This is a genomic window from Mangrovimonas sp. YM274 (genome assembly GCF_030908385.1).
Classification (GTDB): domain Bacteria; phylum Bacteroidota; class Bacteroidia; order Flavobacteriales; family Flavobacteriaceae; genus Mangrovimonas_A.
The window spans coordinates 2,907,192-2,929,306 of record NZ_CP133091.1; the positions used below are offsets into that span (position 1 = coordinate 2,907,192).

Below are 22,115 nucleotides of genomic sequence, written 5' to 3' on the forward strand. Positions count from 1 at the left end.
GAGATACTTGTCAAAAATGTTAAGATTCAAAAAGCAAACTCAAGAGCAAGCTACATAAGGATTTTAATATTAGCGTAGGAATTGGCCATAGCTTTTTCTTGCTGGGATTGATCTAGCCACTCCACCTTGGTGATCCCCTCATTTTCTTGAGGTTCTAATTTGCCATCGTAAGTTGTTGTCATTTCAAACCAATGGGTAATCTTTATTTTGTGCTTTCCATTACGTTTAAAAATGTGGTAAGTAATATCTAAGGGCTTTGTAATTTCAAGTCCTGTAACCCCTGTTTCCTCCTCGACTTCTCTAACAGATGTCTCTTCGATAGACTCTTTACCTTCAGCTTTACCTTTAGGCAAATCCCATTTTTTATTACGGTAAATAAATAGTACCTCTCCTTTATCATTAACAACCTTCCCGCCTCCGGCAACCACATTAGGCAGCTTCTTTAGGAACTTTTTCAAAAGTTTGTTGGGATTTTTGTGAATAAGCCTCACCTCTTCCAAAGCGGTTGTATTGAGTTCCTTAATTACCTTACTTATGTTAACTGTATCTAGCAGGTAATTTTTAAAATTGGTTTCCTCACTAACAACCGTCGTTAATATAATTGGTTTGTCGTTGACAAAGACTTGGTACATTGATTATGCTGATAGTTATAAAGCTGTAAAAATATTACTTTTTAATTCATACAGAGGAATTCCAATTTAATTTTATTTGAAATTTTCAAATTTACTTATGCCAAAAATGTGTAGTTTTGTCCTATGATTTTTAATAAACATACCGCCAAAAAAACCGCAGAAGTTTTATTGCAAATCAACGCTATAAAACTTAGCCCAAAGGAACCGTTTACTTGGGCTTCTGGATGGAAATCACCCATCTACTGCGACAATAGAATTATTTTGTCCTACCCGCTTATCCGCAACTATATCCGCGAAACCATGGCCAAACAAATTGAAAAGCAATATGGGAAGCCAGATGTCATTGCAGGCGTTGCCACTGGAGCCATAGGGATAGGAATTCTGGTAGCTGAGTACTTAGGACTACCATTTGTTTATGTGAGACCAGAGGCAAAATCGCATGGACGCCAAAATCAAATTGAAGGCCACCTTGAAAAAGGACAAAATGTTGTTGTGGTTGAAGATTTGATCAGCACAGGAAAAAGTAGCTTAAATGCTGTAAAAGCACTTAAAGATGCCGAGGTAAACGTAAAAGGCATGATTGCCATTTTTACTTATGGCTTCGAAGTTTCCAAGCAAAGTTTTGAAGAAGCTGACATCCTATTGCAAACTTTAGGCAACTATGAAAGTTTGTTGGATCAGGCTTTAGAAACCAACTATATCACCAAAAAGCAACAGGAGCTTTTGGCGCAATGGAATGCCAATCCTAGTGAATGGAGTGCTAATTGATATAGGAATTAAAAAATAAGTTATGAATTTAGAATCTCCAAAAGTAATAGTAGATAAAACGCCTCAAGAAACCTTTGATTTCTTATCGGAAGTCAAAAATTTCGAAAAGTTAATGCCAGAAAACATTAGCAAATTTGAAATCTTAGGGGACGATACGTTTTTGTTTGCCCTTAAAGGAATGCCTGAAATTATTTTGAAAAAGAAAGAAACCGAAGCACCCAATAAAATTGTATTGGGAGCTGATGGAGGGAAAATGGACTTTTCATTAACAGGAAACATTCAGGAAACTACAGACAATAAAAGTGAGGTGCAGTTGGCTTTTGCAGGCGATTTCAACCCTATGATGGCGATGATGGTTAAAGGACCTATCTCCAAGTTCATAGAAACGCTTGTAACCAAAATGACAACCTCCGTTTAATATAACAAGGTTATTTCTTTTAGATCGAATGTTTTAATAATTTCGTCCTCCAAAAGAACCTCCAAGCTCCCTGAGTTTGTAACACCTTTGATAAAACCAGCAAATAAATGGCCTTCTACATCCTTAAATGTTGAAGGCTTATTTATTCTAAACAGGCGTTTCTCATACATTTTTTTCAATTCATGCCCTTCACCATGTTCCAACAGGGTAAAGTAATCTTTCATTTTTTGCACGATCATATTCAAAATTTCATCGCGATCATAAATTTTTCCTGTCATTAAACGCATGGAAGACGCTTGTGGTAAATTGGGATACTCGGTTTGGTTAACGTTTAAGCCAATACCAATAATAGTATGCTCAATCCGGTTTTGTTTTATGACATTTTCAATGAGAATTCCTGCAATTTTTTTGTTTTCTGACAAAATGTCGTTTGGCCATTTTATCTTCACCCTTTTTAAATTACAGTACTTCAACACATCAGAAACAGCCAAGGCAACTGCCATACTGATATAAAACTGTTGTTCAATTTTCAAAAATGAAATATCCTTAAGTACACTAGCAGTAAGGTTTTTGCCCTCTTGTGCGGTCCATTGCGTCCCCATTTGCCCCCTCCCCTCTGTTTGTCTTTCGGTCAAGACAACGGTATAATCTTCAAGCACTTGGGCAGCACTCAATTTCCTTAAATAACTGTTTGTGGAATCAATGGCACTAAGTTTGATAATGTGCATTAGGATAATATTTCTTAATTTATAATATTCTTAATAAAAATTAAGGTTCAAAAGAACCAAAAAAATAATAACTTTGCACAAAACTAAATCAATTTAATGGCTAAAAAAAACAGTAATGTAGACCAATTAATAGCAACAATATTAGCTGGTATTGAAGATGTTAAAGGAAAGGAGATTACAATTCTAGATTTACGAGAAATTGAAAACACTGTCTGTGATTATTTTATTGTTTGCGAAGGAACTTCCAATACGCAGGTAAACGCCATAGTCAATTCCATCCAAAAAAAGGTTAGTAAAACATTAAAAGATAACCCATGGCATGTTGAAGGTGTCGACAATGCTGAATGGGTACTCATCGATTATGTTAATGTAGTAGTACACGTGTTCCAAAAACACATAAGGGAGTACTATGACATAGAGAGCCTTTGGGGAGACGCAAAAACAACCGTTATAGAAACCAGTTACTAAAAGAGCATTAATGGCAAACGACAATAAGAACACCAATAAAAAACCAAAATTTAACCTCTATTGGATTTATGGAATCGCAATATTGGGAATTTTAGCAGTACAATTATTTGCGGGTGGTTTTGGAAGTGAAGCTACGGCAACCACAACCCCTCAACAGTTTTTGGAATTCCTTAAAGATGGTGATGTTTCCAAAATTGAAATTATCAATAAAAGAGAAGCCAAGGTTTATTTAACCGACGAAGCCGAACAAAAAGAAATTCATAAAAAAACAGTTCCAAACAGTATTTTCCCGACCGTTTCGCCTTTGCCAAATTATTCATTTGAATTTGGTGACCTTCAAAACTTTGAAAAAGGCATAAATGAAACTATTAAGGACAATAATTTAAATACCGAAGTAAAATATAAAACAGAAGAGAACCTTTGGGGCAATTTCCTAATTTCTCTGTTACCGTTTGTATTAATTATTGCCGTATGGATATTTATCATGCGCCGTATGTCTTCAGGTGGTGCAGGAGGAGCTGGAGGCCAGATTTTCAATATTGGAAAATCCAAAGCCAAACTCTTTGATGAAAAAACAGATGTAAAAACATCCTTTAAAGATGTAGCCGGATTGGAAGGTGCTAAGGAAGAAGTACAAGAAATTGTAGATTTCCTTAAAAATCCAGAAAAATACACTTCATTAGGAGGAAAAATCCCTAAAGGAGCCTTATTGGTAGGCCCTCCTGGTACCGGTAAAACTTTATTGGCAAAAGCCGTTGCAGGTGAAGCCAAAGTACCGTTCTTCTCATTATCTGGATCTGACTTTGTGGAAATGTTTGTTGGAGTTGGAGCATCTAGGGTAAGAGACTTATTTAAGCAAGCTAAAGAAAAGTCGCCTTCCATCATTTTTATTGATGAAATTGATGCGATAGGTAGAGCTCGTGGTAAAAGTAATTTCTCAGGTTCTAATGATGAACGTGAAAACACACTTAACCAACTTTTGACTGAAATGGACGGTTTTGGAACCAATACCAACGTTATTGTATTGGCCGCTACCAACAGAGCCGATGTTTTGGATAAAGCCCTAATGAGAGCAGGTCGTTTTGACCGTCAGATTTTTGTGGATCTTCCAGATGTAAGGGAACGTAAAGAAATTTTTGAAGTTCACTTGAGACCAATCAAGCAATCTGAAAAATTGGATATCGATTTTCTTGCCAAACAAACCCCAGGATTTTCAGGAGCTGATATTGCCAATGTATGTAACGAAGCAGCCTTAATTGCCGCTAGAAATGGTAAGAAAGCGGTAGATAAGCAAGACTTTTTGGATGCTGTAGACCGTATCGTTGGTGGTTTGGAGAAGAAGAACAAAATAATCACTCCGGAAGAAAAACGTGCCGTGGCATATCACGAAGCTGGTCACGCCACCATAAGCTGGATGTTGGAGCACGCTGCCCCTTTGGTTAAAGTTACTATTGTGCCCCGCGGACAATCGCTTGGTGCGGCATGGTATTTACCGGAAGAGCGCTTAATTGTCCGTCCAGAACAGATGTTGGACGAAATGTGTGCCGCTTTAGGAGGAAGAGCTGCGGAAAAAGTGATTTTCGATAAAATATCTACCGGAGCTTTGAGCGACCTTGAAAAAGTGACCAAACAAGCCAGAGCAATGGTGACCATTTATGGACTTAGTGACAAGGTAGGTAATTTAACCTATTACGATTCTTCAGGACAGTCAGAATACGGATTTACCAAGCCGTATAGTGAGCAAACTGCTGAATTGATTGACAAGGAGATTTCGGATATTATTGAAGAGCAATATGCTCGTGCCATAAAGATTCTTGAAGAGAACAAAGATAAGCTAACTGAGTTGGCAGAAGTGCTTCTTGACAAAGAAGTCATCTTTAAAGATAACCTTGAAAAGATCTTCGGAAAAAGACCTTTTGACAAGGTAGAAGAAGCATAGGAAAAACACCTAATGTTTTTATAAAAAACTTAAATTAACCATGTGTTAGTTTAAGTTTTTTTATATTTGAATTAATACAAAAACGAATAACCCGGGTAATAGCAATTCATACATGAGTCTATTTCGTAAAATCTTCGGACTTAAGTCTGATAATGAAGAGGATAACATAAAAAACGAAGAGAGAGGCAAATATATGCCGGAGATCAAGCTACCTGTAGATGAACGATTCACTATCAATTTTAAGGCTAATGGTGGCAAATTCCTGTATTGCGAAAATCTAGATGAAATTAGGGAAAGTCTAAGGTTAATTCTAAACGAAAATGATTGGCAAAATGAGCCCGCATTGTTGTTGGACGACCGCCTAAAAGAACTTTTCAAAGGAATGGACCACCAGTCTACAAAGAGCCTTTCTGAAGCGACTTATTTTTTATCTACTTGTGAATATTTGATTTCCGACGATGGTTCTTTATTGATTTCTTCCAATCAAATTGCCGAGAAAAAACTTAAAGAATTACCTCCAAATTTTATCATTTATGCCACTACCAGCCAATTTGTTGAAAACATTGGTGAAGGTCTTCGTGGTATTAAAGGGAAAAACAAAGAAAAGATTCCTACTAACATTACTACCATTAAGCACTTTAAAGCTCCTGCTGAAGATAAAGATTTCCTTTCCTATGGAAGTAGTTCAAAAAACTTATATTTGCTACTTCTTGAGGATTTGTAGGCATAAGTCTTAATTCTTTCTTCTAGCATTTTAAAAACAATTCATGAAAGAACTTGTTACCAGGACCTTATCGGGTATTTTATATATCAGCTTGCTTATGCTCTCCCTTTGTTGGAAAACAGCGTTAGCAATTCTATTTTACTTGTTTGGTTTAGTTTGTTTGGCTGAGTTCAAGAAGTTGATTGGCCTAGAGAAATTTTTGCCTTATGTAATCTTCACAATTTTATATTTTGTATTTGGCTATTGGTTATCCATTGTCAACACAACGTCAGGTTTCAATGATTCCATCCAAATACTACATGTCATCACCATCTTTGTACAATTATTTTTAATTAAAGATTTATTTTCTGAAAAGACCATTCCGCTTTTCAGCTCCAAACGCTATATCATAACAACTTTTTATCTATCGAGTGGGTTTGTCTTTTTATTTTTAATTGCCAATTACAATCATAATTTTACGCCTCTACTACTTTTAGGCACCTTTATAATTCTTTGGACTAATGACACGTTTGCCTATTTAGTTGGGAAGAACTTTGGAAAACAAAAGCTTTTTGCCAAAGTTTCTCCAAAGAAAACAGTAGAAGGTTTTTTAGGAGGATTGTTTTTTTCCTGTGTGGCTAGCTATTTTATTGCTAAATTTACAGATACATTAAATTTCAATCATTGGCTAGTATTAGCCATTATCGCCAGTGTTTTTGGCACTTTAGGTGATTTGATTGAATCTAAGTTTAAAAGACAAGCTAACGTAAAGGATAGTGGTGTAATAATGCCAGGACATGGAGGCTTATTAGATCGTTTGGACAGCATTATATTTGCAGCACCTTTTATCTATTTATATTTAAGATTTACTTATGTTTCATAAAGAAGGCCATAAAATTATTTTCATTACTCTGGTTATTGTTGTTGCACTTTTAATGACCATTGACTACACTGTTCACTTACCTTGGCTAAGAACGGTTTTAATGTTAGCCGCCTTAGTGTTTCTAATTCTGATTTTACAGTTTTTCAGAAACCCAAAAAGAAAGACGGTCCCAAATGAAAACCATGCCCTATCGCCTGTAGACGGTAAGGTTGTAGTTATTGAAGAGGTTTTTGAAAAAGAATTCTTTAATGAAAAGCGCATACAAGTATCTGTATTTATGTCGCCTTTAAATGTTCACGTAACACGTTATCCTGTTAGTGGCAATGTCGTTTTTAGCAAATACCATCCCGGAAAGTACTTGGTAGCTTGGCATCCAAAAGCAAGCGAAGAAAACGAACGCACCACGGTTGTTGTAAACAATCCAAAGTTTGGAAACGTGTTATACAGACAAATTGCTGGAGCACTGGCAAAACGTATTGTAAATTATGCCAAGGTAGATGATAAAGCCATACAAGGAGCCGATTCTGGTTTTATTAAGTTTGGCTCTAGAGTAGATGTATTTTTACCATTGGACGCCAACATAAAAGTTAGTTTGAATCAAGTAGTAAAAGGAGGCGAAAGCATTATAGCAGAAATATAATGACACCTGAAGAATTGGATATCGAGTTTAAGGAAGCTGTAAAAATGGTTAACAATTATACGGAACCATTTCCCGCAGACTTTTTATTACGCCTCTACGCTTACTATAAAAAAGCTACCGGTGATTACGGTAGGCCAAGCAGCCGAAAGCCTATAATTAACGCTTTTAAAACAAATGCCCTTTTCCAGGTTCAAAATGTGAGCCGTGATGAAGCCAAGCGCATTTATATTGATTTGGTAAAAAATTACTTTCTTTACCGTAAATAAAAATCACTTCTTGTTCTCCTGTATAAGCCTAATCTCTTATTAAAGGCATTGTAGAGCATCGCAGTAAACCTTCTTGTTTAGCAATTTCGGCATAGGGCACTTCCTCAACCGTAAAACCTTGCTCCCTTAACCAAGTATTCAATCTTGTAAAATTGCGTTCGGAAATTATTACATCTTCTGAAATTGAAAACACATTGCTATACATGTTGTACATTTCATCTTTTGTAATTTCAAAAACATTCTCCTCACCAAAAAAATTCACTAGCCATTTATATTCACTCTCTACCAAAAAGCCATTTTTATGAATAATGGCCTTGTCCTTCCCTATTGGTTGGAAACAACAATCCAAATGCAACGCGTTTTCTTTGGCATTTGTATTTGATTTTCTAAGCTCAAAAGCCTTTACTGTTTTCTCTGGAAACAATTCCTGAAGGGCAATAACCGCATCCATATTGGTTCTGGCCGTAATATAATTTGAATAATCCGGGCCAGAATAAGTTCCTACAAAAATAAAATCGCCACAAGGCATTACATCTCCCCCTTCTACATGACAATCCTCCGGAAGCGTAATGACATTTTCTGCTGGAATTTGATCAATTACATGCTGTATCGCTTCTACTTCACGCTCTCTATCAGGAAGAATATTTGCCTTAATTAATTTATCCTCGATAACAAAAGCAATATCTCTAGCAAAAATTTGATTATAATCCTTTATGGTTTTAGGACGGAATACCTGCACCTCATATTTCTCAAACACTTTCGCTACTGCGTCCATTTCTTGAACCATATCCGCTTCTTTTGGATAAGTCCCGGCCTTAATATGCTCTATTGATTTAGGGTCATAAGCTTCTTCTTCTGAAGGAATTGGACCAATGCTTTCAGCAGTTCCTAAAACAACCGCTCTAAGACGTGACGTCTCATTTGTAACATGTAATTGCAACATAAAGTGTGATTATATGATAAAAAAAAACTGCCCAAACAGCATATGCAATTTTAAGGCAGTTTTTTTACTTATAAAATATTTTATCTGTCTTTTATATCTTTAAAAGACCTCAGTGTTTCACCAACATAAATTTGACGAGGACGTCCAATCGGCTCTTTACGCAATCTCATTTCTCTCCATTGCGCAATCCAACCTGGTAGTCTTCCTAAGGCGAACATAACCGTAAACATATCGGTAGGAATTCCCATAGCTCTATAAATGATTCCTGAATAGAAATCTACGTTTGGATACAACTTTCTATCTACAAAATAGTTGTCTTCCAAAGCCTCTTTTTCCAATCCTTTTGCGATATCCAAGATAGGATCTTCAATTCCTAAATCACCTAACACTTCATCTGCAGCTTTTTTGATGATTTTAGCTCTAGGATCAAAGTTTTTATAAACACGGTGTCCGAATCCCATCAAACGGAATGGATCGTCTTTATCTTTGGCTTTCCCCATGTATTTTTTGGTATCGCCACCATCTGCCTTAATAGCTTCCAACATTTCCAAAACAGCTTGGTTAGCTCCACCGTGAAGTGGTCCCCAAAGTGCCGAAATACCAGCTGAAAGTGAAGCAAACAAACCTGCATGAGATGACCCTACAATTCTTACTGTAGACGTCGAACAGTTTTGTTCGTGATCAGCGTGAAGAATCAACAACTTGTCCAAAGCATTGATCAAAATTGGATTTTGAACATATTCTTCGTTTGGTTGCTTGAACAACATTTTCAAAATGTTCTCTACATAACCCAAATTCTTATCTCCATAATCTAATGGCAATCCCAATTTCTTGTGCATAGTCCAAGCTACCAATACCGGGAACTTAGCCAAAATTCGAACAATGGCATTGTACATTTCTTCCTCAGAATCTACATTTACCGAAGAAGGATTAAATGCCGTAAGAGCACTGGTTAAAGAAGATAAAACTCCCATTGGATGGGCTGATCTTGGGAAGGCATCCACAATCTTCTTGATGTCATCATCTACAACAGAATGTTTCTTAATATCTGAGTGGAATTTGTCCAATTGCTCTTGCGTAGGCAATTCTCCAAAAATCAATAAATAAGCTACTTCCAAAAAGTCGGCCTTCTCGGCTAATTCTTCAATAGAATAACCCCTGTACCTCAAAATTCCCTTTTCTCCATCCAAAAATGTAATGGCACTTTCACACGATCCTGTGTTCTTGTAACCCGGGTCAATGGTAATCACTCCATTGGTAGCACTCCGTAAATTTTTGATATCGATTGCAACTTCATCTTCTGCCCCTGTAATTAAAGGAAACTCATGTTTTTGACCGTTAATTTCTAATATAGCTTTATCTGACATATTTCAATAAAAAGTTTTTAAATTGTTGTCTTGAAACGACAGCTCCAAATTTATGAAATATCTCACGATTATTAAAGCTTCTCAACAAAGGATTTACCTATTGAAATATTCATAAAATTGATACTTAAAATAGTAGGAGAATTAAGGATTTCATAAGTAGCTTATTTTCAACAACTAGCCTCTAATCCTTGTAATTTTTCATTTTTACTTCCAAGCGATATAATTTTTTGTAATACTCTATCACTGAAGATTTCCAAGTGAATTTTTGTGATTTAGCATTTAGACAAATATCATCCCATTTTTGTTTGTCTTTGAAAAAAACGCTTAGGGCTTCTTGAAATACCTGAATAAAATTTTGAGTTTTTTCATCTATCGTAGCACCGTCAAAAGCAAAGCCTGTTTCCATATGTTTCACGGTATCTTTCAATCCCCCAGTATGATGTACTAAACAGGGTTGGGCATTGCGCATGGCCAACATTTGACTGATCCCGCAAGGCTCAAAAAGGCTCGGCATCAAATACAGGTTGGATTCAGTGTAAATTGAATCGATAACTTCTTCAGACTGGCCATTAAAAAAGATAAAATTTTCGTGTTCGTAACTAATTTTATGCAATAGTTCTTCATACTCCGGAGCTCCAGTGCCTAAAACCGCATAAATTCCATTAACCTCCTTTAACTTTTCAAGAATCGTAACTAAAAGTTCTGGCGAGTTTTTATAAAAATAAAATTTCTGTTCGGTCAGCCTTGCTACGCTGGCACAAACAAACTTTGCCGGATCTTTGATAAGTTTTACAATCTTTTCCCCTGTATGAATTAAAAAATTGGCTTTATACTCCTTTTCTGGTTCCTGAAGCCATTCAAAAATAGCTTGGATGGCATTTACATAAAAGGCACCATGCGGAACAAGATTAATATTCTTATAGTTACAGCCATTTAAAATACCAAATAGGCGTTTTTCTTCATTGGCCTCTCTTAGAATACCTTCCAACCCCTCTCCTCCTATAAAGTTCGGGAAATCGCTTGGATTCATGATATCTTCCTTATACGAAGGGGACACAGTATGAACCGCATTGGCAAACTTAATCCCCAATGCCATTAGGTTAATACAATCATGGTATCTCGGGTCCTTTAATCGATCGTAATCAAACTCAACTTCTGGATAAAAGGCCTTCAACGAAGACCTACTGCCTTCAAACGGTCTAATTCCCTGAATTGCCAAATTATGGATGGAATATACAAACCTAATGTTGTTCAAAAATCCATAAGCCGGATGGTAAGCCCTTAAAAACAATAGCAAACTAGAATGCCAATCGTGCAAATGCACCACATCTAAATGCCCAAAAACATCTTGCTTAATAGCTTGTGCGACTGCAATACAAAACAGTGAAAACATGCAGGCATCTGTATAAAAGGGCTGTTCAGGGTCGTTGAAATAAATATGGGCAATATTTCCAGAGACAATTTCGGGATGATGTATTACGTAGTGAGTAATATTATTGAAATCCTTTTTGGGAGCGACCTTATAAACTTCAGCCATTTCAATATTACCTCTATAGGAAAAGTGAAGCTCAGTCAATTTTTCTCCATTTACATGTAATCTATTATAGGCTGGGGTAACCACATGCGCCCAATCTCCAAAAGCAGCAATTTGCCTAGGCACATCCCTAACCACATCTCCCATTCCTCCTGCTTTACAGTTTTTGATTGCATCATTTTCGGCTGAAACAAAAAGAAAGTTTGAATGCATGTATCAAGGTTTAGGCGTTAACAATATGATTTTGAGTTTTATTTCTTGGAAAAAACTAGCCAATATGTAGTTTATTCAACGTTGAATATTTCAACATAAATTACTTAAAATAAATTGAGTAATAAAATATTTACATATTATTTCATTATTAATATTAAAATATCTTTTCTTGATAACAAAAAGAGCCCTCTGTTTAAACAGAGGGCTCTTTTAAATGTATTATCCTTAATATTATGCTTATTTCACTTTAAAAGCATTGGTTTGTGGATAGTAGGCAACATCTCCCAATTCTTCCTCAATACGCAACAATTGGTTATATTTTGCCATACGGTCACTACGTGAAGCAGAACCTGTCTTAATTTGTCCAGTATTTAAGGCTACAGCCAAATCAGCGATTGTGTTATCTTCAGTTTCTCCTGAACGGTGAGACATTACGGAAGTGTATCCAGCGTTGTGTGCCATATTTACAGCCGCAATAGTTTCAGAAAGTGTACCAATTTGGTTTACTTTAATCAAGATAGAGTTTGCTATTCCATTCTCAATACCTTTTGCCAAGCGCTCTACGTTAGTTACATAAAGGTCATCTCCAACCAATTGAACTTTATCTCCGATAAGCTCTGTTAGATACTTCCATCCATCCCAATCGTTTTCATCCATACCGTCCTCGATTGAAATAATTGGATATTTTGCCACCAATTCTGCCAAGTAATTCGCTTGCTCCTTAGAAGTTCTTACAACTCCCTTATCGCCTTCGAATTTTGTATAATCGTATTTTCCATCCACATAAAATTCTGCGGAAGCACAGTCTAAAGCGATCATTACTTCGTCTCCAAATTTATATCCTGCTTTTTCAACAGCTTTTTGGATAGATTCGATAGCATCTTCCGTACCATCCAATGTTGGCGCAAATCCTCCTTCATCACCTACAGCGGTGCTTAAACCTCTATCATGTAATACTTTTTTAAGGTTATGGAAAATTTCAGTTCCCATTTGCATAGCATGCGTAAAGTTTTTAGCCTTTACTGGCATCACCATAAACTCTTGGAATGCGATAGGCGCATCACTGTGAGAACCTCCATTGATGATGTTCATCATTGGTACGGGCAATGTCTTAGCTGACACACCACCAACATATCTGTAAAGAGGCATTCCTAATTCATTAGCAGCCGCTTTAGCTACAGCTAGAGATACTCCTAAAATGGCATTGGCTCCTAACTTTGATTTATTTGGAGTTCCGTCCAAATCAATCATCATTTTATCAATTACATTTTGTTCGAAAACAGAAACCCCTAGCAACTCTTGAGCAATTACAGAATTCACATTGTCTACGGCCTTTAAAACACCTTTCCCCATATATGAATCGCCACCGTCTCTAAGCTCCACAGCCTCATGCTCACCTGTAGACGCTCCTGATGGTACTGCAGCTCTTCCCATAATGCCGTTTTCTGTTACTACATCAACCTCTACGGTTGGATTTCCTCTTGAATCTAATATTTGTCTTGCGTGAATGTTAATTATTATGCTCATAATGTTTAGTTTAAGGTTGATTACTTTTTACTAATTTTTCTTTAACAAATTTACAAAATAGTTATCCAAATAACGGGTGCCAAACCATTATTATGCATTAATCTTACTACATTGTTTTCGAATAAAAAAAACCTCAAAAAAAAGTGATTTTCTTTGAGGTTTTTCTATTATTTATTTTTGATGTTTTCTATAAATTGATCAAACAAATAAGATGAATCATGAGGACCTGGACTTGCTTCTGGGTGATATTGCACCGAGAAGACATTTTTGCTCTTCATTTTAATTCCTGCAACCGTATTGTCATTAAGGTGAACATGACTTATTTCAATATCCGGATGGTTTTCGGTTTCTTCTCTGTTAATGGCAAAACCATGGTTTTGAGAAGTAATTTCTCCTTTACCCGTAGCTAGGTTTTTAACCGGATGGTTAATACCTCTATGCCCATTATACATTTTATAGGTAGAAATACCATTTGCCAAGGCAATAACCTGGTGTCCTAGGCAAATTCCAAATAACGGAAGGTTTCTTTCAATGATTTTCTTTGCAACTTCCTGAGCAGCTTCCAATGGTTCCGGATCCCCAGGACCGTTAGATAAGAAATAACCATCAGGATTCCATTCGTTCATTTCTTCAAAAGTAGCATTGTATGGGAATACCTTGATGTACGCATCGCGTTTTGCAAGATTACGAAGGATATTCTTTTTAATACCAAGATCTAAAGCAGCAATTTTATAGGTAGCATTTTCATCTCCATAATAGTAAGGCTCCTTTGTTGACACCTGAGAGGCCAACTCCAAACCATTCATTTGAGGTACTTTTGCCAATTGCTCCTTTAACCCTTCAATATTATCAACATCTGTAGAGATGACAGCGTTCATAGCTCCATTCTCTCTAATGTAGCTTACCAAGGCGCGGGTATCCACATCTGAGATTGCCAATACGTTGTTCTTTTCAAAGAAATTTTGCAAAGAATCATCAGCAGCCTCACGTGAATAATTGAAACTAAAATTTTTACATATTAAACCTGAAATCTTAATCGAGTCAGATTCTACTTCATCCTCCTTGGTACCATAATTCCCAATATGGGCATTGGTGGCTACCATGATCTGTCCAAAATAGGAAGGATCTGTAAAAATTTCTTGATACCCTGTAGTTCCTGTATTGAAACATACTTCGCCAAAAGCGGTTCCTGATTGTCCGATAGATTTACCATAAAAAATGGTTCCGTCAGATAATAATACTAAAGCTTTGTCTCTTTTATTGTACTTCATTTGTTCGAAAAGTTTTGCAAATTTCCACAAAAAAAAGGACAAACTAAAATGTTAAGGGCTATATTTTAAATTGACAAGGAACTATAATAAGTTAAAATTTTGTCAACGTCCGTTTCGTTATTGTAGTGAAGCCTATTATCCTTGACATACGCCTTAATTTCCTCTTCTTTTGAACCCACTAATTCCAAAACCGATGATTTCTTCAATTTTATAGGTTCCAAACCTTCATTCCCGTTTAGTTTAACAAAAAATTCTTCATGTTTTACATATTCATCTGGCTTCGTTTTTTGTTGGGTCATAGGATTAAAGGTTCCTTCCTTGATACTAACTGAATATTGTTTTAGCAACAATAAGTCTTTGGTTGATACTACCGTTTGATAAAAGCTTAACTTTTTGGTGGTGGGACTATAATATTGAGCCAATTCTACGTTGTGAATCTTGACCTTTAAAATTTTTTGAGGATTAATTACTAAAACTGAATCCTCAGAAAACTTAGCTTCCAATTGATCCTTGTCAATATTATAATTAAGATTTGATATTTGATATGAGGTGTCCTTAAGGTAAATGGTAGAAATATTAACCCATCCATTAAACAAATATACACTGCCCTTAATATTCGAATTTTTAGTGCTGTTGGACACCCAAATACTTCCTCCTTGAGCAAGATCGCGCCTTAAATCGTTGCTAGTTTGCCCTGTACTAAAATTTTGAGCTGTTCCCCCATTATATATAATGAAAATAAACACAATGAGTAAGTTTTTCATAATAACTTGATTTTATGGTTAGTTACTTTAAAGATGGACAAAAAAAAAGGGATAAACAAATTGTTTATCCCTTTTGAACTTAAAGTATTAAAGTACTTTCTATTCTTCTTCCTCGTTTGCAGTTTTAGTTTCAGCAGCAGCTGGTGCAGGAGCAGCAGCTTTAGATCCACCTCTTCTACTTCTACGAGTTGATTTCTTTTCTGGTTTCCCAGCATTATAGATTTCATTGTAATCAACCAACTCGATCATTGCCATATCAGCGTTATCCCCTAGACGGTTACCCAACTTAATAATTCTTGTGTATCCTCCTGGACGATCACCAATTTTGGCAGCAACATCTCTAAACAACTCAGCAACCGCTTCTTTTTGTCTTAAACGAGCCATAACAATACGTCTGTTATGCGTAGTGTCTTCTTTTGATTTTGTAATCAAAGGCTCAACAAATTGCTTTAAAGCTTTAGCTTTAGCAACAGTGGTATTGATACGCTTGTGCTCGATTAAAGAACAAGCCATATTAGCCAACATTGCTTTTCTGTGAGCTGTCTTTCTTCCTAAATGGTTAAATTTCTTTCCGTGTCTCATGACATTTGATGTTAACCTTCATCTTGCTCAACCCATGCTAGGGGAGCAAATTATGAAGGAATTTGTTTGTTAGTCTTTATCTAATTTGTATTTGCTCAAGTCCATTCCGAAACTTAATCCCTTAACAATTACAAGTTCTTCCAACTCTGTTAAGGACTTTTTACCGAAGTTTCTGAATTTCATCAAATCATTCTTATTAAAAGAAACCAAATCTCCCAATGTATCAACTTCAGCTGCTTTCAAACAATTCAATGCTCTTACAGAAAGATCCATATCAACCAATTTGGTCTTCAATAGTTGTCTCATGTGAAGTGATTCTTCATCATAGGTCTCTGTTTGCGCAATTTCATCAGCTTCAAGAGTAATGCGCTCATCAGAGAACAACATGAAGTGGTGAATAAGGATTTTGGCAGCTTCTGTTAAAGCATCTTTTGGGTGTATTGATCCATCTGTAATGATTTCAAAAACCAACTTTTCGTAATCGGTCTTTTGCTCAACACGATAGTTTTCAATACTATACTTCACATTTTTTATTGGCGTATAAATTGAATCGGTAAATATAGTACCAATTGGAGCAGAAGCTTTTTTGTTTTCCTCAGCAGGTACATATCCTCTACCTTTTTCAATAGTAATTTCCATGTTGATGTTCACTTTAGGATCCAAGTTACAGATCACAAGATCTTTGTTCAACACTTGGAAACCGGAAATGAACTTTTGGAAATCACCTGCTGTGATTTGCTCTTGTCCAGAAATAGAAATAGAAACAGCTTCGTTATCGATTTCATCAATTTGGCGCTTGAAGCGAACCTGCTTTAAGTTCAAAATAATTTCTGTAACATCTTCCACTACTCCTGCAATGGTAGAAAACTCGTGATCCACGGTTTCTATTTTTACAGATGTAATGGCAAATCCTTCCAAAGAAGATAATAACACTCGTCTTAAAGCGTTACCTACTGTCAATCCATATCCTGGTTCTAAAGGTCTAAACTCAAATTTACCTTCAAAATCAGTAGAATCAATCATGATTACTTTGTCAGGCTTCTGAAAATTTAATATTGCCATATTGTGTGTTTGTTTCTAGTTATTATTTAGAGTATAATTCGACGATGAATTGCTCGTTGATATTTTCTGGAATTTGCACTCTTGCAGGAACAGAAACATAAGTTCCTTGCTTGGTCTCGCTATTCCAAGTAATCCACTCATATACTTCACTAGAATTAGCCAATGAATTTAGAATGGTTTCTAAAGATTTTGATTTTTCTCTTACTGCTACAACATCACCAGCTTTCAATTGGTAAGAAGGAACGTTTACGATTTCTCCATTTACTGTTATGTGTCTGTGAGAAACCAATTGTCTAGCACCACTACGAGAAGGGGAAATACCCATTCTGTAAACTACGTTGTCAAGTCTAGACTCACAAAGTTGTAACAAAACCTCACCTGTAATTCCAGGAGCTGCAGTTGCTTTTTTAAACATGTTTCTGAATTGCTTCTCCAAAATACCATACGTGTATTTTGCTTTTTGCTTTTCCATCAATTGGATAGCATATTCAGATTTCTTTCCACGACGCTTGTTTACACCGTGTTGACCTGGAGGATAGTTTCTTTTTTCAAAAGCCTTGTCATCTCCATAGATAGCTTCACCAAACTTACGGGCTATCTTAGTTTTAGGACCAGTATATCTTGCCATTTGTTAAAATTAATTTTGGGAGTGTTTATGAATTAAGGTCTTATTCTTATCCTTCGATAAACAGTCAATCTCCCGTTAATACTTGTTTATAAATTTTTCAGCTTGCAAATTTAACAGAAATAATTAATATCAATTGTAAAAACAATTGATATTAATTATAAAATTTTCTGAATAAATTATACTCTTCTTCTTTTTGGAGGTCTACATCCATTGTGTGGTAGTGGAGTAACATCAATGATTTCTGATACTTCAATACCTGAGTTATGGATAGATCTAATAGCAGATTCTCTACCGTTACCAGGTCCTTTTACATAAACCTTCACTTTTTTCAAACCTGCTTCTTTAGCTACACCTGCAGCATCCTCTGCAGCCAATTGCGCAGCATATGGCGTGTTCTTTTTAGAACCACGGAACCCCATTTTACCGGCAGATGACCATGCTATAACATCTCCTTTTTTGTTTGTCAAAGAGATGATGATATTGTTGAAAGAGGCTGCAATATGTGCTTCTCCTATAGAGTCAACAATTACTTTACGCTTTTTAGTTTTAGTATTTGACTTTGCCATGTTACTAATTATTATTTAGTTGCCTTTTTCTTGTTTGCAACTGTTTTTCTTCTACCTTTTCTTGTTCTAGAGTTGTTTTTAGTACGTTGACCTCTTAAAGGAAGTCCAGCTCTATGACGAATACCTCTGTAACATCCAATGTCCATTAAACGCTTAATGTTCAATTGAGTTTCAGAACGAAGCTCACCTTCAATAGTATAAGCTGCCACAGCCTCACGAATGCTTCCGATTTGATCGTCTGTCCAGTCTTGTACTTTTGTGCTTTCGTCAACCTTAGCTGCTACTAAAATTTCTTTCGCTCTACTTCTACCTATTCCATAGATATAAGTTAAAGAGATAACTCCTCTTTTCTGTTTTGGTATGTCTACACCTGCAATTCTTGCCATAATTACCCTTGTCTTTGTTTGAATCTAGGATTCTTTTTGTTAATCACGTAAAGTCTACCTTTTCTGCGCACTAGTTTACAGTCTGCGCTTCTTTTTTTAACTGATGCTCTTACTTTCATCGTATTAGTATCTATAAGTTATTCTAGCCTTAGTTAAATCGTAAGGACTCATTTCTAATTTTACTTTATCTCCTGGTAATAGTTTGATATAGTGCATACGCATTTTACCAGAAATATGCGCAGTCACAATATGACCATTCTCCAATTCAACTCTAAACATTGCGTTAGACAATGCTTCGATAATTGATCCGTCTTGTTCTATTGCTGCCTGTTTTGCCATAGTATAATATTTTTAAGCTACTGCTTTTCTATTTTTACCAGTTTTCATCAAGCCATCATAGTGTTTGTTTAACAAGTAAGAATTTACTTGTTGCATGGTATCTATTGCAACTCCTACCATAATTAGTAATGATGTCCCTCCAAAAAATAAGGCCCAACCTGCCTGTACATCCATAAGCTTAACAATGATGGCTGGGAACACAGCTATCAAGGCCAAGAATATAGAACCAGGTAAGGTAATTTGCGACATTATCTTATCCAAATATTCTGAAGTTTCAGATCCAGGACGTATTCCTGGAATAAAACCACCACTACGCTTTAAATCATCTGCCATTTTGTTTGTTGGAACAGTAATAGCAGTATAAAAATATGTAAATACAATAATCAATACTGCAAATACAACGTTGTACCAAAATCCGAAGATATCAGAAAACTGTGTTTGCATCCATGTACCTACCGCTCCAGAACCAAATGATTTACCAATTAAACTAGGCACGAACATAATAGCTTGTGCAAAGATAATTGGCATTACTCCTGAAGCATTCAATTTTAAAGGTAAAAATTGTCTGGATCCAAAAACGTTCTTTTCGTATCCACCTGTTGCGGTACGTCTAGCATACTCAACAGCAACTTTACGCACACCCATCACCAACATGATAGACCCTAGGATAATCAACAACCAAATTACAAGTTCAATCAAAATCATGATTAAACCTCCGTTTGATTGCGTTACTCTAGCCGCATATTCTTGCAAGAAGTTTTGTGGTAACTTAGCAATAATACCTACCATAATCAATAATGAAATACCATTACCAATTCCTTTGTCGGTGATTTTTTCACCCAACCACATTGCGAAAACAGTTCCTGTAACCAAAATGATTATAGATGAAAAATAGAACATTCCTCCTGTACCTAGTAAAAAGGCATCTTGAGGAATACCCAAAGTAGGTAAACTTGCCAAATATCCTGGTGCTTGAACCAAACAGATACCAATGGTTAACCATCTTGTAATCTGGTTGATTTTTTTACGCCCACTTTCTCCTTCTTTTTGTAATTTTTGAAGATAAGGAATCGCAATTCCCATCAACTGCACTACAATGGAAGCGGAGATATACGGCATAATACCCAATGCAAACACAGAAGCATTAGCAAATGCTCCTCCTGTAAAGGCATTTAATAAACCAAGTAGTCCATCACCTGTACTATCAGCCAAACCTCCTAATTTAGAAGCGTCGATACCAGGTAATACCACTTGTGCACCAAAACGATAAACCAAAAGCAGGCCGAGCGTAAGCACGATCCTGTCTTTTAGTTCCGTTATTTTCCAAACATTTTTTAAAGTGTCTATAAATTTCATACTCTAATTGGTCTTATAAAGTTACGGCTTCTCCACCTGCAGCTTCAATTGCAGCTTTTGCTGAAGCAGTAAATTTATGAGCAGATACTTTTAGTTTAGATTTCAATTCTCCACGACCTAGGATTTTCACCAAATCGTTTTTACCAGCCAAACGTAGTTCAACCAATGTATTAAAATCAACAGTATCCTTCACTTTATTGTCATCAACCAACTGTTGTAATGTATCCAAGTTAACACCTTGGTACTCTACACGGTTAATATTAGTAAACCCAAATTTAGGTACGCGTCTTTGAAGTGGCATCTGCCCACCTTCAAAACCAACTTTCTTAGAATATCCAGAGCGAGACTTAGCTCCTTTGTGTCCACGTGTAGCGGTACCACCTTTACCAGAACCTTGTCCTCTACCTACTCTCTTACCTTGATTTTTAACTGAGCCTTCAGCTGGTTTTAAATTACTTAAGTCCATTTCTATGCTGTATTATTTTGTTTCTTCAACAGAAACTAAATGTTTAACTTTATTCACCATACCAACGATGTTTGGAGTGGCATCATGTTCAACAACCTGACCGATTTTTTTCAAACCTAAAGCTTCCAAAGTTCTTTTTTGGTTTTGCGTACGGTTGATTGCGCTTTTTACTTTTGTTACTCTAATTTTAGCCATCGTCCTATAAATTAACCGTTAAATACTTTTTCAAGAGAAATTCCTCTATCCCTAGCTACAGATTCTGCGCTTCTCAATTGTAACAAAGCATCAAAAGTCGCCTTTACAACGTTGTGTGGGTTAGATGATCCTTGAGATTTAGACAATACATCATGTACTCCAACTGCTTCCAAAACTGTTCTCACAGCTCCACCAGCAATTACCCCGGTACCAGGAGCTGCAGGAATAATATTTACTCTAGCACCACCATATTTACCTTTTTGTTCGTGAGGTAAAGTTCCTTTGATGATTGGAATTTTCACCAAGTTCTTCTTAGCATCTTCTACAGCTTTAGCGATAGCAGTTGCAACATCTTTAGACTTCCCTAAACCGTGTCCTACTACACCAGCTTCATCTCCAACTACTACGATAGCTGAAAAACCGAATGCTCTACCTCCTTTTGTTACTTTAGTAACCCTTTGTACACCAACTAAACGATCTTTAAGATCTAATCCACCTGGTTTTACCAATTCTGCGTTTTTATATTTTTGATACATAATTTCTTAGAATTTTAGTCCTGCTTCTCTAGCACCTTCTGCCAATGATTTAACTCTTCCGTGATATTTATATCCTCCTCTATCAAAAGAAATAGTATCAACACCTGCCTTTAGAGCTTTCTCTGCGATTGCTTTACCTACCAAGGCAGCAATTTCAGTTTTGTTCCCTGTTGCAGAGCTAATGTCTTTATCTCTTGAAGATGCAGAACTGATAGTTGTACCAGTTACATCGTTTATAAGTTGAGCATAAATTTCTTTATTGCTTCTATATACAGCCAATCTTGGTCTAGCTTCAGTTCCTGAAACTATTTTACGGATTCTGCTTTTTATTCTTAGTCTTCTCTGATTCTTTGTCAATGCCATAACTTAACTATTAAGCTGATTTACCTGCTTTTCTTCTTAATTCTTCACCAACAAACTTGATACCTTTTCCTTTGTAAGGCTCTGGTTTTCTGAAACTACGGATCTTCGCAGCTACTTGTCCTACCAACTGTTTGTCGTGAGAGGTTAATTTAACGATTGGATTCTTTCCTTTTTCAGATACGGTCTCAACTTTAACTTCAGGAGCTAAATCTAATATAATATTATGAGAAAAACCTAATGCTAAATCCAATTTTTGTCCTTGGTTTGATGCTCTATAACCAACACCTACCAACTCTAGTTCTTTGGTCCATCCTTCAGATACACCCTTAATCATATTGTTAATCAAGGCTCTATAAAGTCCGTGCTTTGCTCTTACGTCCTTTTTATCTGAAGCACGCTCAACTAAAACGTTTCCTTCTTCTACTTTAATTTCTACACCAGAAAATTCTTGAGTTAATTCACCTAATTTACCTTTTACAGTAATTACATTGTCTTTAACTTCAACTGTAACTCCTCCTGGGATAGCCACTGGGTTTTTACCTATTCTTGACATGTCTTTTCTGTTTTATAAA

The 22,115-nt window shown here is 36.1% G+C and carries 29 protein-coding genes; 8 read left to right on the top strand and 21 right to left on the bottom strand.

Translation table 11 applies throughout. The features are described 5' to 3' along the window. Positions 1 to 50: 50 nt before the first annotated feature. On the bottom strand, positions 51 to 632 hold the full coding sequence (locus RBH95_RS12525; protein ID WP_307899930.1) for an NUDIX hydrolase: 582 nt from the start codon (positions 630 to 632) through the stop codon (positions 51 to 53). A 123-nt stretch (positions 633 to 755) separates the two neighbouring features. Between RBH95_RS12525 and pyrE the strand changes: the two genes are divergently transcribed. Further along, positions 756 to 1,400 carry an orotate phosphoribosyltransferase gene (gene pyrE, locus RBH95_RS12530; protein WP_307899931.1) on the top strand — a complete coding sequence of 215 codons (645 nt, stop codon included), beginning with the start codon at positions 756 to 758 and terminating at the stop codon, positions 1,398 to 1,400. A gap of 22 nt (positions 1,401 to 1,422) precedes the next feature. Then, positions 1,423 to 1,818 carry an SRPBCC family protein gene (locus RBH95_RS12535; RefSeq protein WP_307899932.1) on the top strand — a complete coding sequence of 132 codons (396 nt, stop codon included), beginning with the start codon at positions 1,423 to 1,425 and terminating at the stop codon, positions 1,816 to 1,818. Here the strand turns inward: RBH95_RS12535 and RBH95_RS12540 are convergent. Continuing rightward, positions 1,815 to 2,546: a biotin--[acetyl-CoA-carboxylase] ligase gene (locus tag RBH95_RS12540; RefSeq protein WP_307899933.1), complete on the bottom strand. Its 732-nt coding sequence runs from the start codon at positions 2,544 to 2,546 to the stop codon at positions 1,815 to 1,817. The genes RBH95_RS12535 and RBH95_RS12540 overlap by 4 nt on opposite strands. Positions 2,547 to 2,642: 96 nt before the next feature. On the opposite strand from RBH95_RS12540, the gene rsfS reads away from it, so the two are divergent. The 6 genes from rsfS (at position 2,643) to RBH95_RS12570 (ending at position 7,445) form a co-directional block, all read left to right on the top strand. After that, positions 2,643 to 3,014 carry a ribosome silencing factor gene (gene rsfS / locus RBH95_RS12545; protein WP_307899934.1) on the top strand — a complete coding sequence of 124 codons (372 nt, stop codon included), beginning with the start codon at positions 2,643 to 2,645 and terminating at the stop codon, positions 3,012 to 3,014. Positions 3,015 to 3,024: 10 nt separating this feature from the next. After that, positions 3,025 to 4,953 (top strand): ATP-dependent zinc metalloprotease FtsH, encoded by a 1,929-nt coding sequence (ftsH, locus tag RBH95_RS12550; protein WP_307899935.1) that lies wholly within the window; start codon positions 3,025 to 3,027, stop codon positions 4,951 to 4,953. 112 nt (positions 4,954 to 5,065) lie between these two features. Beyond that, positions 5,066 to 5,677 (top strand): LUD domain-containing protein, encoded by a 612-nt coding sequence (locus RBH95_RS12555; protein WP_307899936.1) that lies wholly within the window; start codon positions 5,066 to 5,068, stop codon positions 5,675 to 5,677. A gap of 43 nt (positions 5,678 to 5,720) precedes the next feature. Then, positions 5,721 to 6,539 carry a phosphatidate cytidylyltransferase gene (locus RBH95_RS12560; protein ID WP_307899937.1) on the top strand — a complete coding sequence of 273 codons (819 nt, stop codon included), beginning with the start codon at positions 5,721 to 5,723 and terminating at the stop codon, positions 6,537 to 6,539. Further along, complete coding sequence (locus RBH95_RS12565) at positions 6,529 to 7,179, top strand: phosphatidylserine decarboxylase family protein (protein ID WP_307899938.1); 651 nt, start codon at positions 6,529 to 6,531, stop codon at positions 7,177 to 7,179. The genes RBH95_RS12560 and RBH95_RS12565 overlap by 11 nt, the downstream gene beginning before the upstream one ends. Continuing rightward, positions 7,179 to 7,445, top strand: coding sequence for an acyl-CoA-binding protein (locus RBH95_RS12570; RefSeq protein WP_307899939.1), 267 nt, complete (start codon positions 7,179 to 7,181; stop codon positions 7,443 to 7,445). The genes RBH95_RS12565 and RBH95_RS12570 overlap by 1 nt, the downstream gene beginning before the upstream one ends. Positions 7,446 to 7,473: 28 nt before the next feature. On the opposite strand, the gene RBH95_RS12575 is transcribed toward RBH95_RS12570, so the two are convergent. The 19 genes from RBH95_RS12575 to rplF form a co-directional block, all read right to left on the bottom strand. Then, positions 7,474 to 8,388, bottom strand: coding sequence for a dimethylarginine dimethylaminohydrolase family protein (locus RBH95_RS12575; RefSeq protein WP_307899940.1), 915 nt, complete (start codon positions 8,386 to 8,388; stop codon positions 7,474 to 7,476). Between the two features lie 80 nt (positions 8,389 to 8,468). After that, positions 8,469 to 9,755 (bottom strand): citrate synthase, encoded by a 1,287-nt coding sequence (locus RBH95_RS12580; protein ID WP_307899941.1) that lies wholly within the window; start codon positions 9,753 to 9,755, stop codon positions 8,469 to 8,471. Between the two features lie 181 nt (positions 9,756 to 9,936). Then, entirely contained in the window at positions 9,937 to 11,502 is a 1,566-nt protein-coding gene (locus RBH95_RS12585) for a glycogen synthase (protein WP_307899942.1), read from the bottom strand. Between the two features lie 237 nt (positions 11,503 to 11,739). Then, positions 11,740 to 13,029: a phosphopyruvate hydratase gene (gene eno / locus RBH95_RS12590; protein WP_307899943.1), complete on the bottom strand. Its 1,290-nt coding sequence runs from the start codon at positions 13,027 to 13,029 to the stop codon at positions 11,740 to 11,742. A gap of 167 nt (positions 13,030 to 13,196) precedes the next feature. Then, positions 13,197 to 14,300, bottom strand: coding sequence for a glutamine-hydrolyzing carbamoyl-phosphate synthase small subunit (gene carA, locus RBH95_RS12595; RefSeq protein WP_307899944.1), 1,104 nt, complete (start codon positions 14,298 to 14,300; stop codon positions 13,197 to 13,199). A 65-nt stretch (positions 14,301 to 14,365) separates the two neighbouring features. Next, positions 14,366 to 15,064: a hypothetical protein gene (locus tag RBH95_RS12600; protein ID WP_307899945.1), complete on the bottom strand. Its 699-nt coding sequence runs from the start codon at positions 15,062 to 15,064 to the stop codon at positions 14,366 to 14,368. 99 nt (positions 15,065 to 15,163) lie between these two features. Beyond that, on the bottom strand, positions 15,164 to 15,646 hold the full coding sequence (gene rplQ / locus RBH95_RS12605; protein WP_307899946.1) for a 50S ribosomal protein L17: 483 nt from the start codon (positions 15,644 to 15,646) through the stop codon (positions 15,164 to 15,166). Positions 15,647 to 15,715: 69 nt separating this feature from the next. Then, positions 15,716 to 16,708, bottom strand: coding sequence for a DNA-directed RNA polymerase subunit alpha (locus RBH95_RS12610; protein ID WP_307899947.1), 993 nt, complete (start codon positions 16,706 to 16,708; stop codon positions 15,716 to 15,718). 22 nt (positions 16,709 to 16,730) lie between these two features. Beyond that, positions 16,731 to 17,336 carry a 30S ribosomal protein S4 gene (gene rpsD, locus RBH95_RS12615; protein ID WP_307899948.1) on the bottom strand — a complete coding sequence of 202 codons (606 nt, stop codon included), beginning with the start codon at positions 17,334 to 17,336 and terminating at the stop codon, positions 16,731 to 16,733. 176 nt (positions 17,337 to 17,512) lie between these two features. Then, positions 17,513 to 17,902: a 30S ribosomal protein S11 gene (rpsK, locus tag RBH95_RS12620; protein ID WP_053991420.1), complete on the bottom strand. Its 390-nt coding sequence runs from the start codon at positions 17,900 to 17,902 to the stop codon at positions 17,513 to 17,515. A gap of 11 nt (positions 17,903 to 17,913) precedes the next feature. Beyond that, positions 17,914 to 18,288, bottom strand: coding sequence for a 30S ribosomal protein S13 (gene rpsM / locus RBH95_RS12625; RefSeq protein WP_307899949.1), 375 nt, complete (start codon positions 18,286 to 18,288; stop codon positions 17,914 to 17,916). A 2-nt stretch (positions 18,289 to 18,290) separates the two neighbouring features. Further along, positions 18,291 to 18,407, bottom strand: a complete 117-nt coding sequence (gene ykgO / locus RBH95_RS12630) for a type B 50S ribosomal protein L36 (RefSeq protein ID WP_008269159.1) — start codon at positions 18,405 to 18,407, stop codon at positions 18,291 to 18,293. Between the two features lie 4 nt (positions 18,408 to 18,411). Continuing rightward, on the bottom strand, positions 18,412 to 18,627 hold the full coding sequence (gene infA / locus RBH95_RS12635) for a translation initiation factor IF-1 (RefSeq protein ID WP_026753784.1): 216 nt from the start codon (positions 18,625 to 18,627) through the stop codon (positions 18,412 to 18,414). Positions 18,628 to 18,639: 12 nt separating this feature from the next. Continuing rightward, positions 18,640 to 19,983 (bottom strand): preprotein translocase subunit SecY, encoded by a 1,344-nt coding sequence (gene secY / locus RBH95_RS12640; protein ID WP_307899950.1) that lies wholly within the window; start codon positions 19,981 to 19,983, stop codon positions 18,640 to 18,642. 13 nt (positions 19,984 to 19,996) lie between these two features. Beyond that, the gene (gene rplO, locus RBH95_RS12645; protein WP_307899951.1) at positions 19,997 to 20,449 is read right to left on the bottom strand and encodes a 50S ribosomal protein L15; all 453 of its coding nucleotides are present in this window, start codon (positions 20,447 to 20,449) and stop codon (positions 19,997 to 19,999) included. Between the two features lie 12 nt (positions 20,450 to 20,461). Beyond that, a complete protein-coding gene (gene rpmD, locus RBH95_RS12650; RefSeq protein ID WP_053991424.1) occupies positions 20,462 to 20,644 on the bottom strand; it encodes a 50S ribosomal protein L30 in 183 nt (60 codons plus the stop codon). An 11-nt stretch (positions 20,645 to 20,655) separates the two neighbouring features. Next, entirely contained in the window at positions 20,656 to 21,180 is a 525-nt protein-coding gene (gene rpsE, locus RBH95_RS12655) for a 30S ribosomal protein S5 (protein WP_053991425.1), read from the bottom strand. 6 nt (positions 21,181 to 21,186) lie between these two features. Next, on the bottom strand, positions 21,187 to 21,543 hold the full coding sequence (gene rplR, locus RBH95_RS12660) for a 50S ribosomal protein L18 (RefSeq protein ID WP_307899952.1): 357 nt from the start codon (positions 21,541 to 21,543) through the stop codon (positions 21,187 to 21,189). A gap of 10 nt (positions 21,544 to 21,553) precedes the next feature. Further along, the gene (rplF, locus tag RBH95_RS12665; RefSeq protein WP_307899953.1) at positions 21,554 to 22,096 is read right to left on the bottom strand and encodes a 50S ribosomal protein L6; all 543 of its coding nucleotides are present in this window, start codon (positions 22,094 to 22,096) and stop codon (positions 21,554 to 21,556) included. Between the last annotated feature and the right edge of the window lie 19 nt (positions 22,097 to 22,115).

Coding starts and splice junctions, on each gene's coding strand:
- carA (WP_307899944.1), bottom strand. CDS start 14,300: ATGAAGTACAATAAAAGAGACAAAGCTTTAGTATTATTATCTGACGGA.
- rplR (WP_307899952.1), bottom strand. CDS start 21,543: ATGGCATTGACAAAGAATCAGAGAAGACTAAGAATAAAAAGCAGAATC.
- RBH95_RS12585 (WP_307899942.1), bottom strand. CDS start 11,502: ATGCATTCAAACTTTCTTTTTGTTTCAGCCGAAAATGATGCAATCAAA.
- ykgO (WP_008269159.1), bottom strand. CDS start 18,407: ATGAAAGTAAGAGCATCAGTTAAAAAAAGAAGCGCAGACTGTAAACTA.
- rplQ (WP_307899946.1), bottom strand. CDS start 15,646: ATGAGACACGGAAAGAAATTTAACCATTTAGGAAGAAAGACAGCTCAC.
- RBH95_RS12555 (WP_307899936.1), top strand. CDS start 5,066: ATGAGTCTATTTCGTAAAATCTTCGGACTTAAGTCTGATAATGAAGAG.
- secY (WP_307899950.1), bottom strand. CDS start 19,983: ATGAAATTTATAGACACTTTAAAAAATGTTTGGAAAATAACGGAACTA.
- RBH95_RS12580 (WP_307899941.1), bottom strand. CDS start 9,755: ATGTCAGATAAAGCTATATTAGAAATTAACGGTCAAAAACATGAGTTT.
- rpsD (WP_307899948.1), bottom strand. CDS start 17,336: ATGGCAAGATATACTGGTCCTAAAACTAAGATAGCCCGTAAGTTTGGT.
- RBH95_RS12610 (WP_307899947.1), bottom strand. CDS start 16,708: ATGGCAATATTAAATTTTCAGAAGCCTGACAAAGTAATCATGATTGAT.
- rpmD (WP_053991424.1), bottom strand. CDS start 20,644: ATGGCTAAAATTAGAGTAACAAAAGTAAAAAGCGCAATCAACCGTACG.
- infA (WP_026753784.1), bottom strand. CDS start 18,627: ATGGCAAAACAGGCAGCAATAGAACAAGACGGATCAATTATCGAAGCA.
- rsfS (WP_307899934.1), top strand. CDS start 2,643: ATGGCTAAAAAAAACAGTAATGTAGACCAATTAATAGCAACAATATTA.
- RBH95_RS12525 (WP_307899930.1), bottom strand. CDS start 632: ATGTACCAAGTCTTTGTCAACGACAAACCAATTATATTAACGACGGTT.
- rpsK (WP_053991420.1), bottom strand. CDS start 17,902: ATGGCAAAGTCAAATACTAAAACTAAAAAGCGTAAAGTAATTGTTGAC.
- ftsH (WP_307899935.1), top strand. CDS start 3,025: ATGGCAAACGACAATAAGAACACCAATAAAAAACCAAAATTTAACCTC.
- RBH95_RS12600 (WP_307899945.1), bottom strand. CDS start 15,064: ATGAAAAACTTACTCATTGTGTTTATTTTCATTATATATAATGGGGGA.
- rplO (WP_307899951.1), bottom strand. CDS start 20,449: ATGGACTTAAGTAATTTAAAACCAGCTGAAGGCTCAGTTAAAAATCAA.
- rpsM (WP_307899949.1), bottom strand. CDS start 18,288: ATGGCAAGAATTGCAGGTGTAGACATACCAAAACAGAAAAGAGGAGTT.
- rplF (WP_307899953.1), bottom strand. CDS start 22,096: ATGTCAAGAATAGGTAAAAACCCAGTGGCTATCCCAGGAGGAGTTACA.
- RBH95_RS12540 (WP_307899933.1), bottom strand. CDS start 2,546: ATGCACATTATCAAACTTAGTGCCATTGATTCCACAAACAGTTATTTA.
- RBH95_RS12570 (WP_307899939.1), top strand. CDS start 7,179: ATGACACCTGAAGAATTGGATATCGAGTTTAAGGAAGCTGTAAAAATG.
- rpsE (WP_053991425.1), bottom strand. CDS start 21,180: ATGTATCAAAAATATAAAAACGCAGAATTGGTAAAACCAGGTGGATTA.
- eno (WP_307899943.1), bottom strand. CDS start 13,029: ATGAGCATAATAATTAACATTCACGCAAGACAAATATTAGATTCAAGA.
- RBH95_RS12560 (WP_307899937.1), top strand. CDS start 5,721: ATGAAAGAACTTGTTACCAGGACCTTATCGGGTATTTTATATATCAGC.
- RBH95_RS12575 (WP_307899940.1), bottom strand. CDS start 8,388: ATGTTGCAATTACATGTTACAAATGAGACGTCACGTCTTAGAGCGGTT.
- pyrE (WP_307899931.1), top strand. CDS start 756: ATGATTTTTAATAAACATACCGCCAAAAAAACCGCAGAAGTTTTATTG.
- RBH95_RS12565 (WP_307899938.1), top strand. CDS start 6,529: ATGTTTCATAAAGAAGGCCATAAAATTATTTTCATTACTCTGGTTATT.
- RBH95_RS12535 (WP_307899932.1), top strand. CDS start 1,423: ATGAATTTAGAATCTCCAAAAGTAATAGTAGATAAAACGCCTCAAGAA.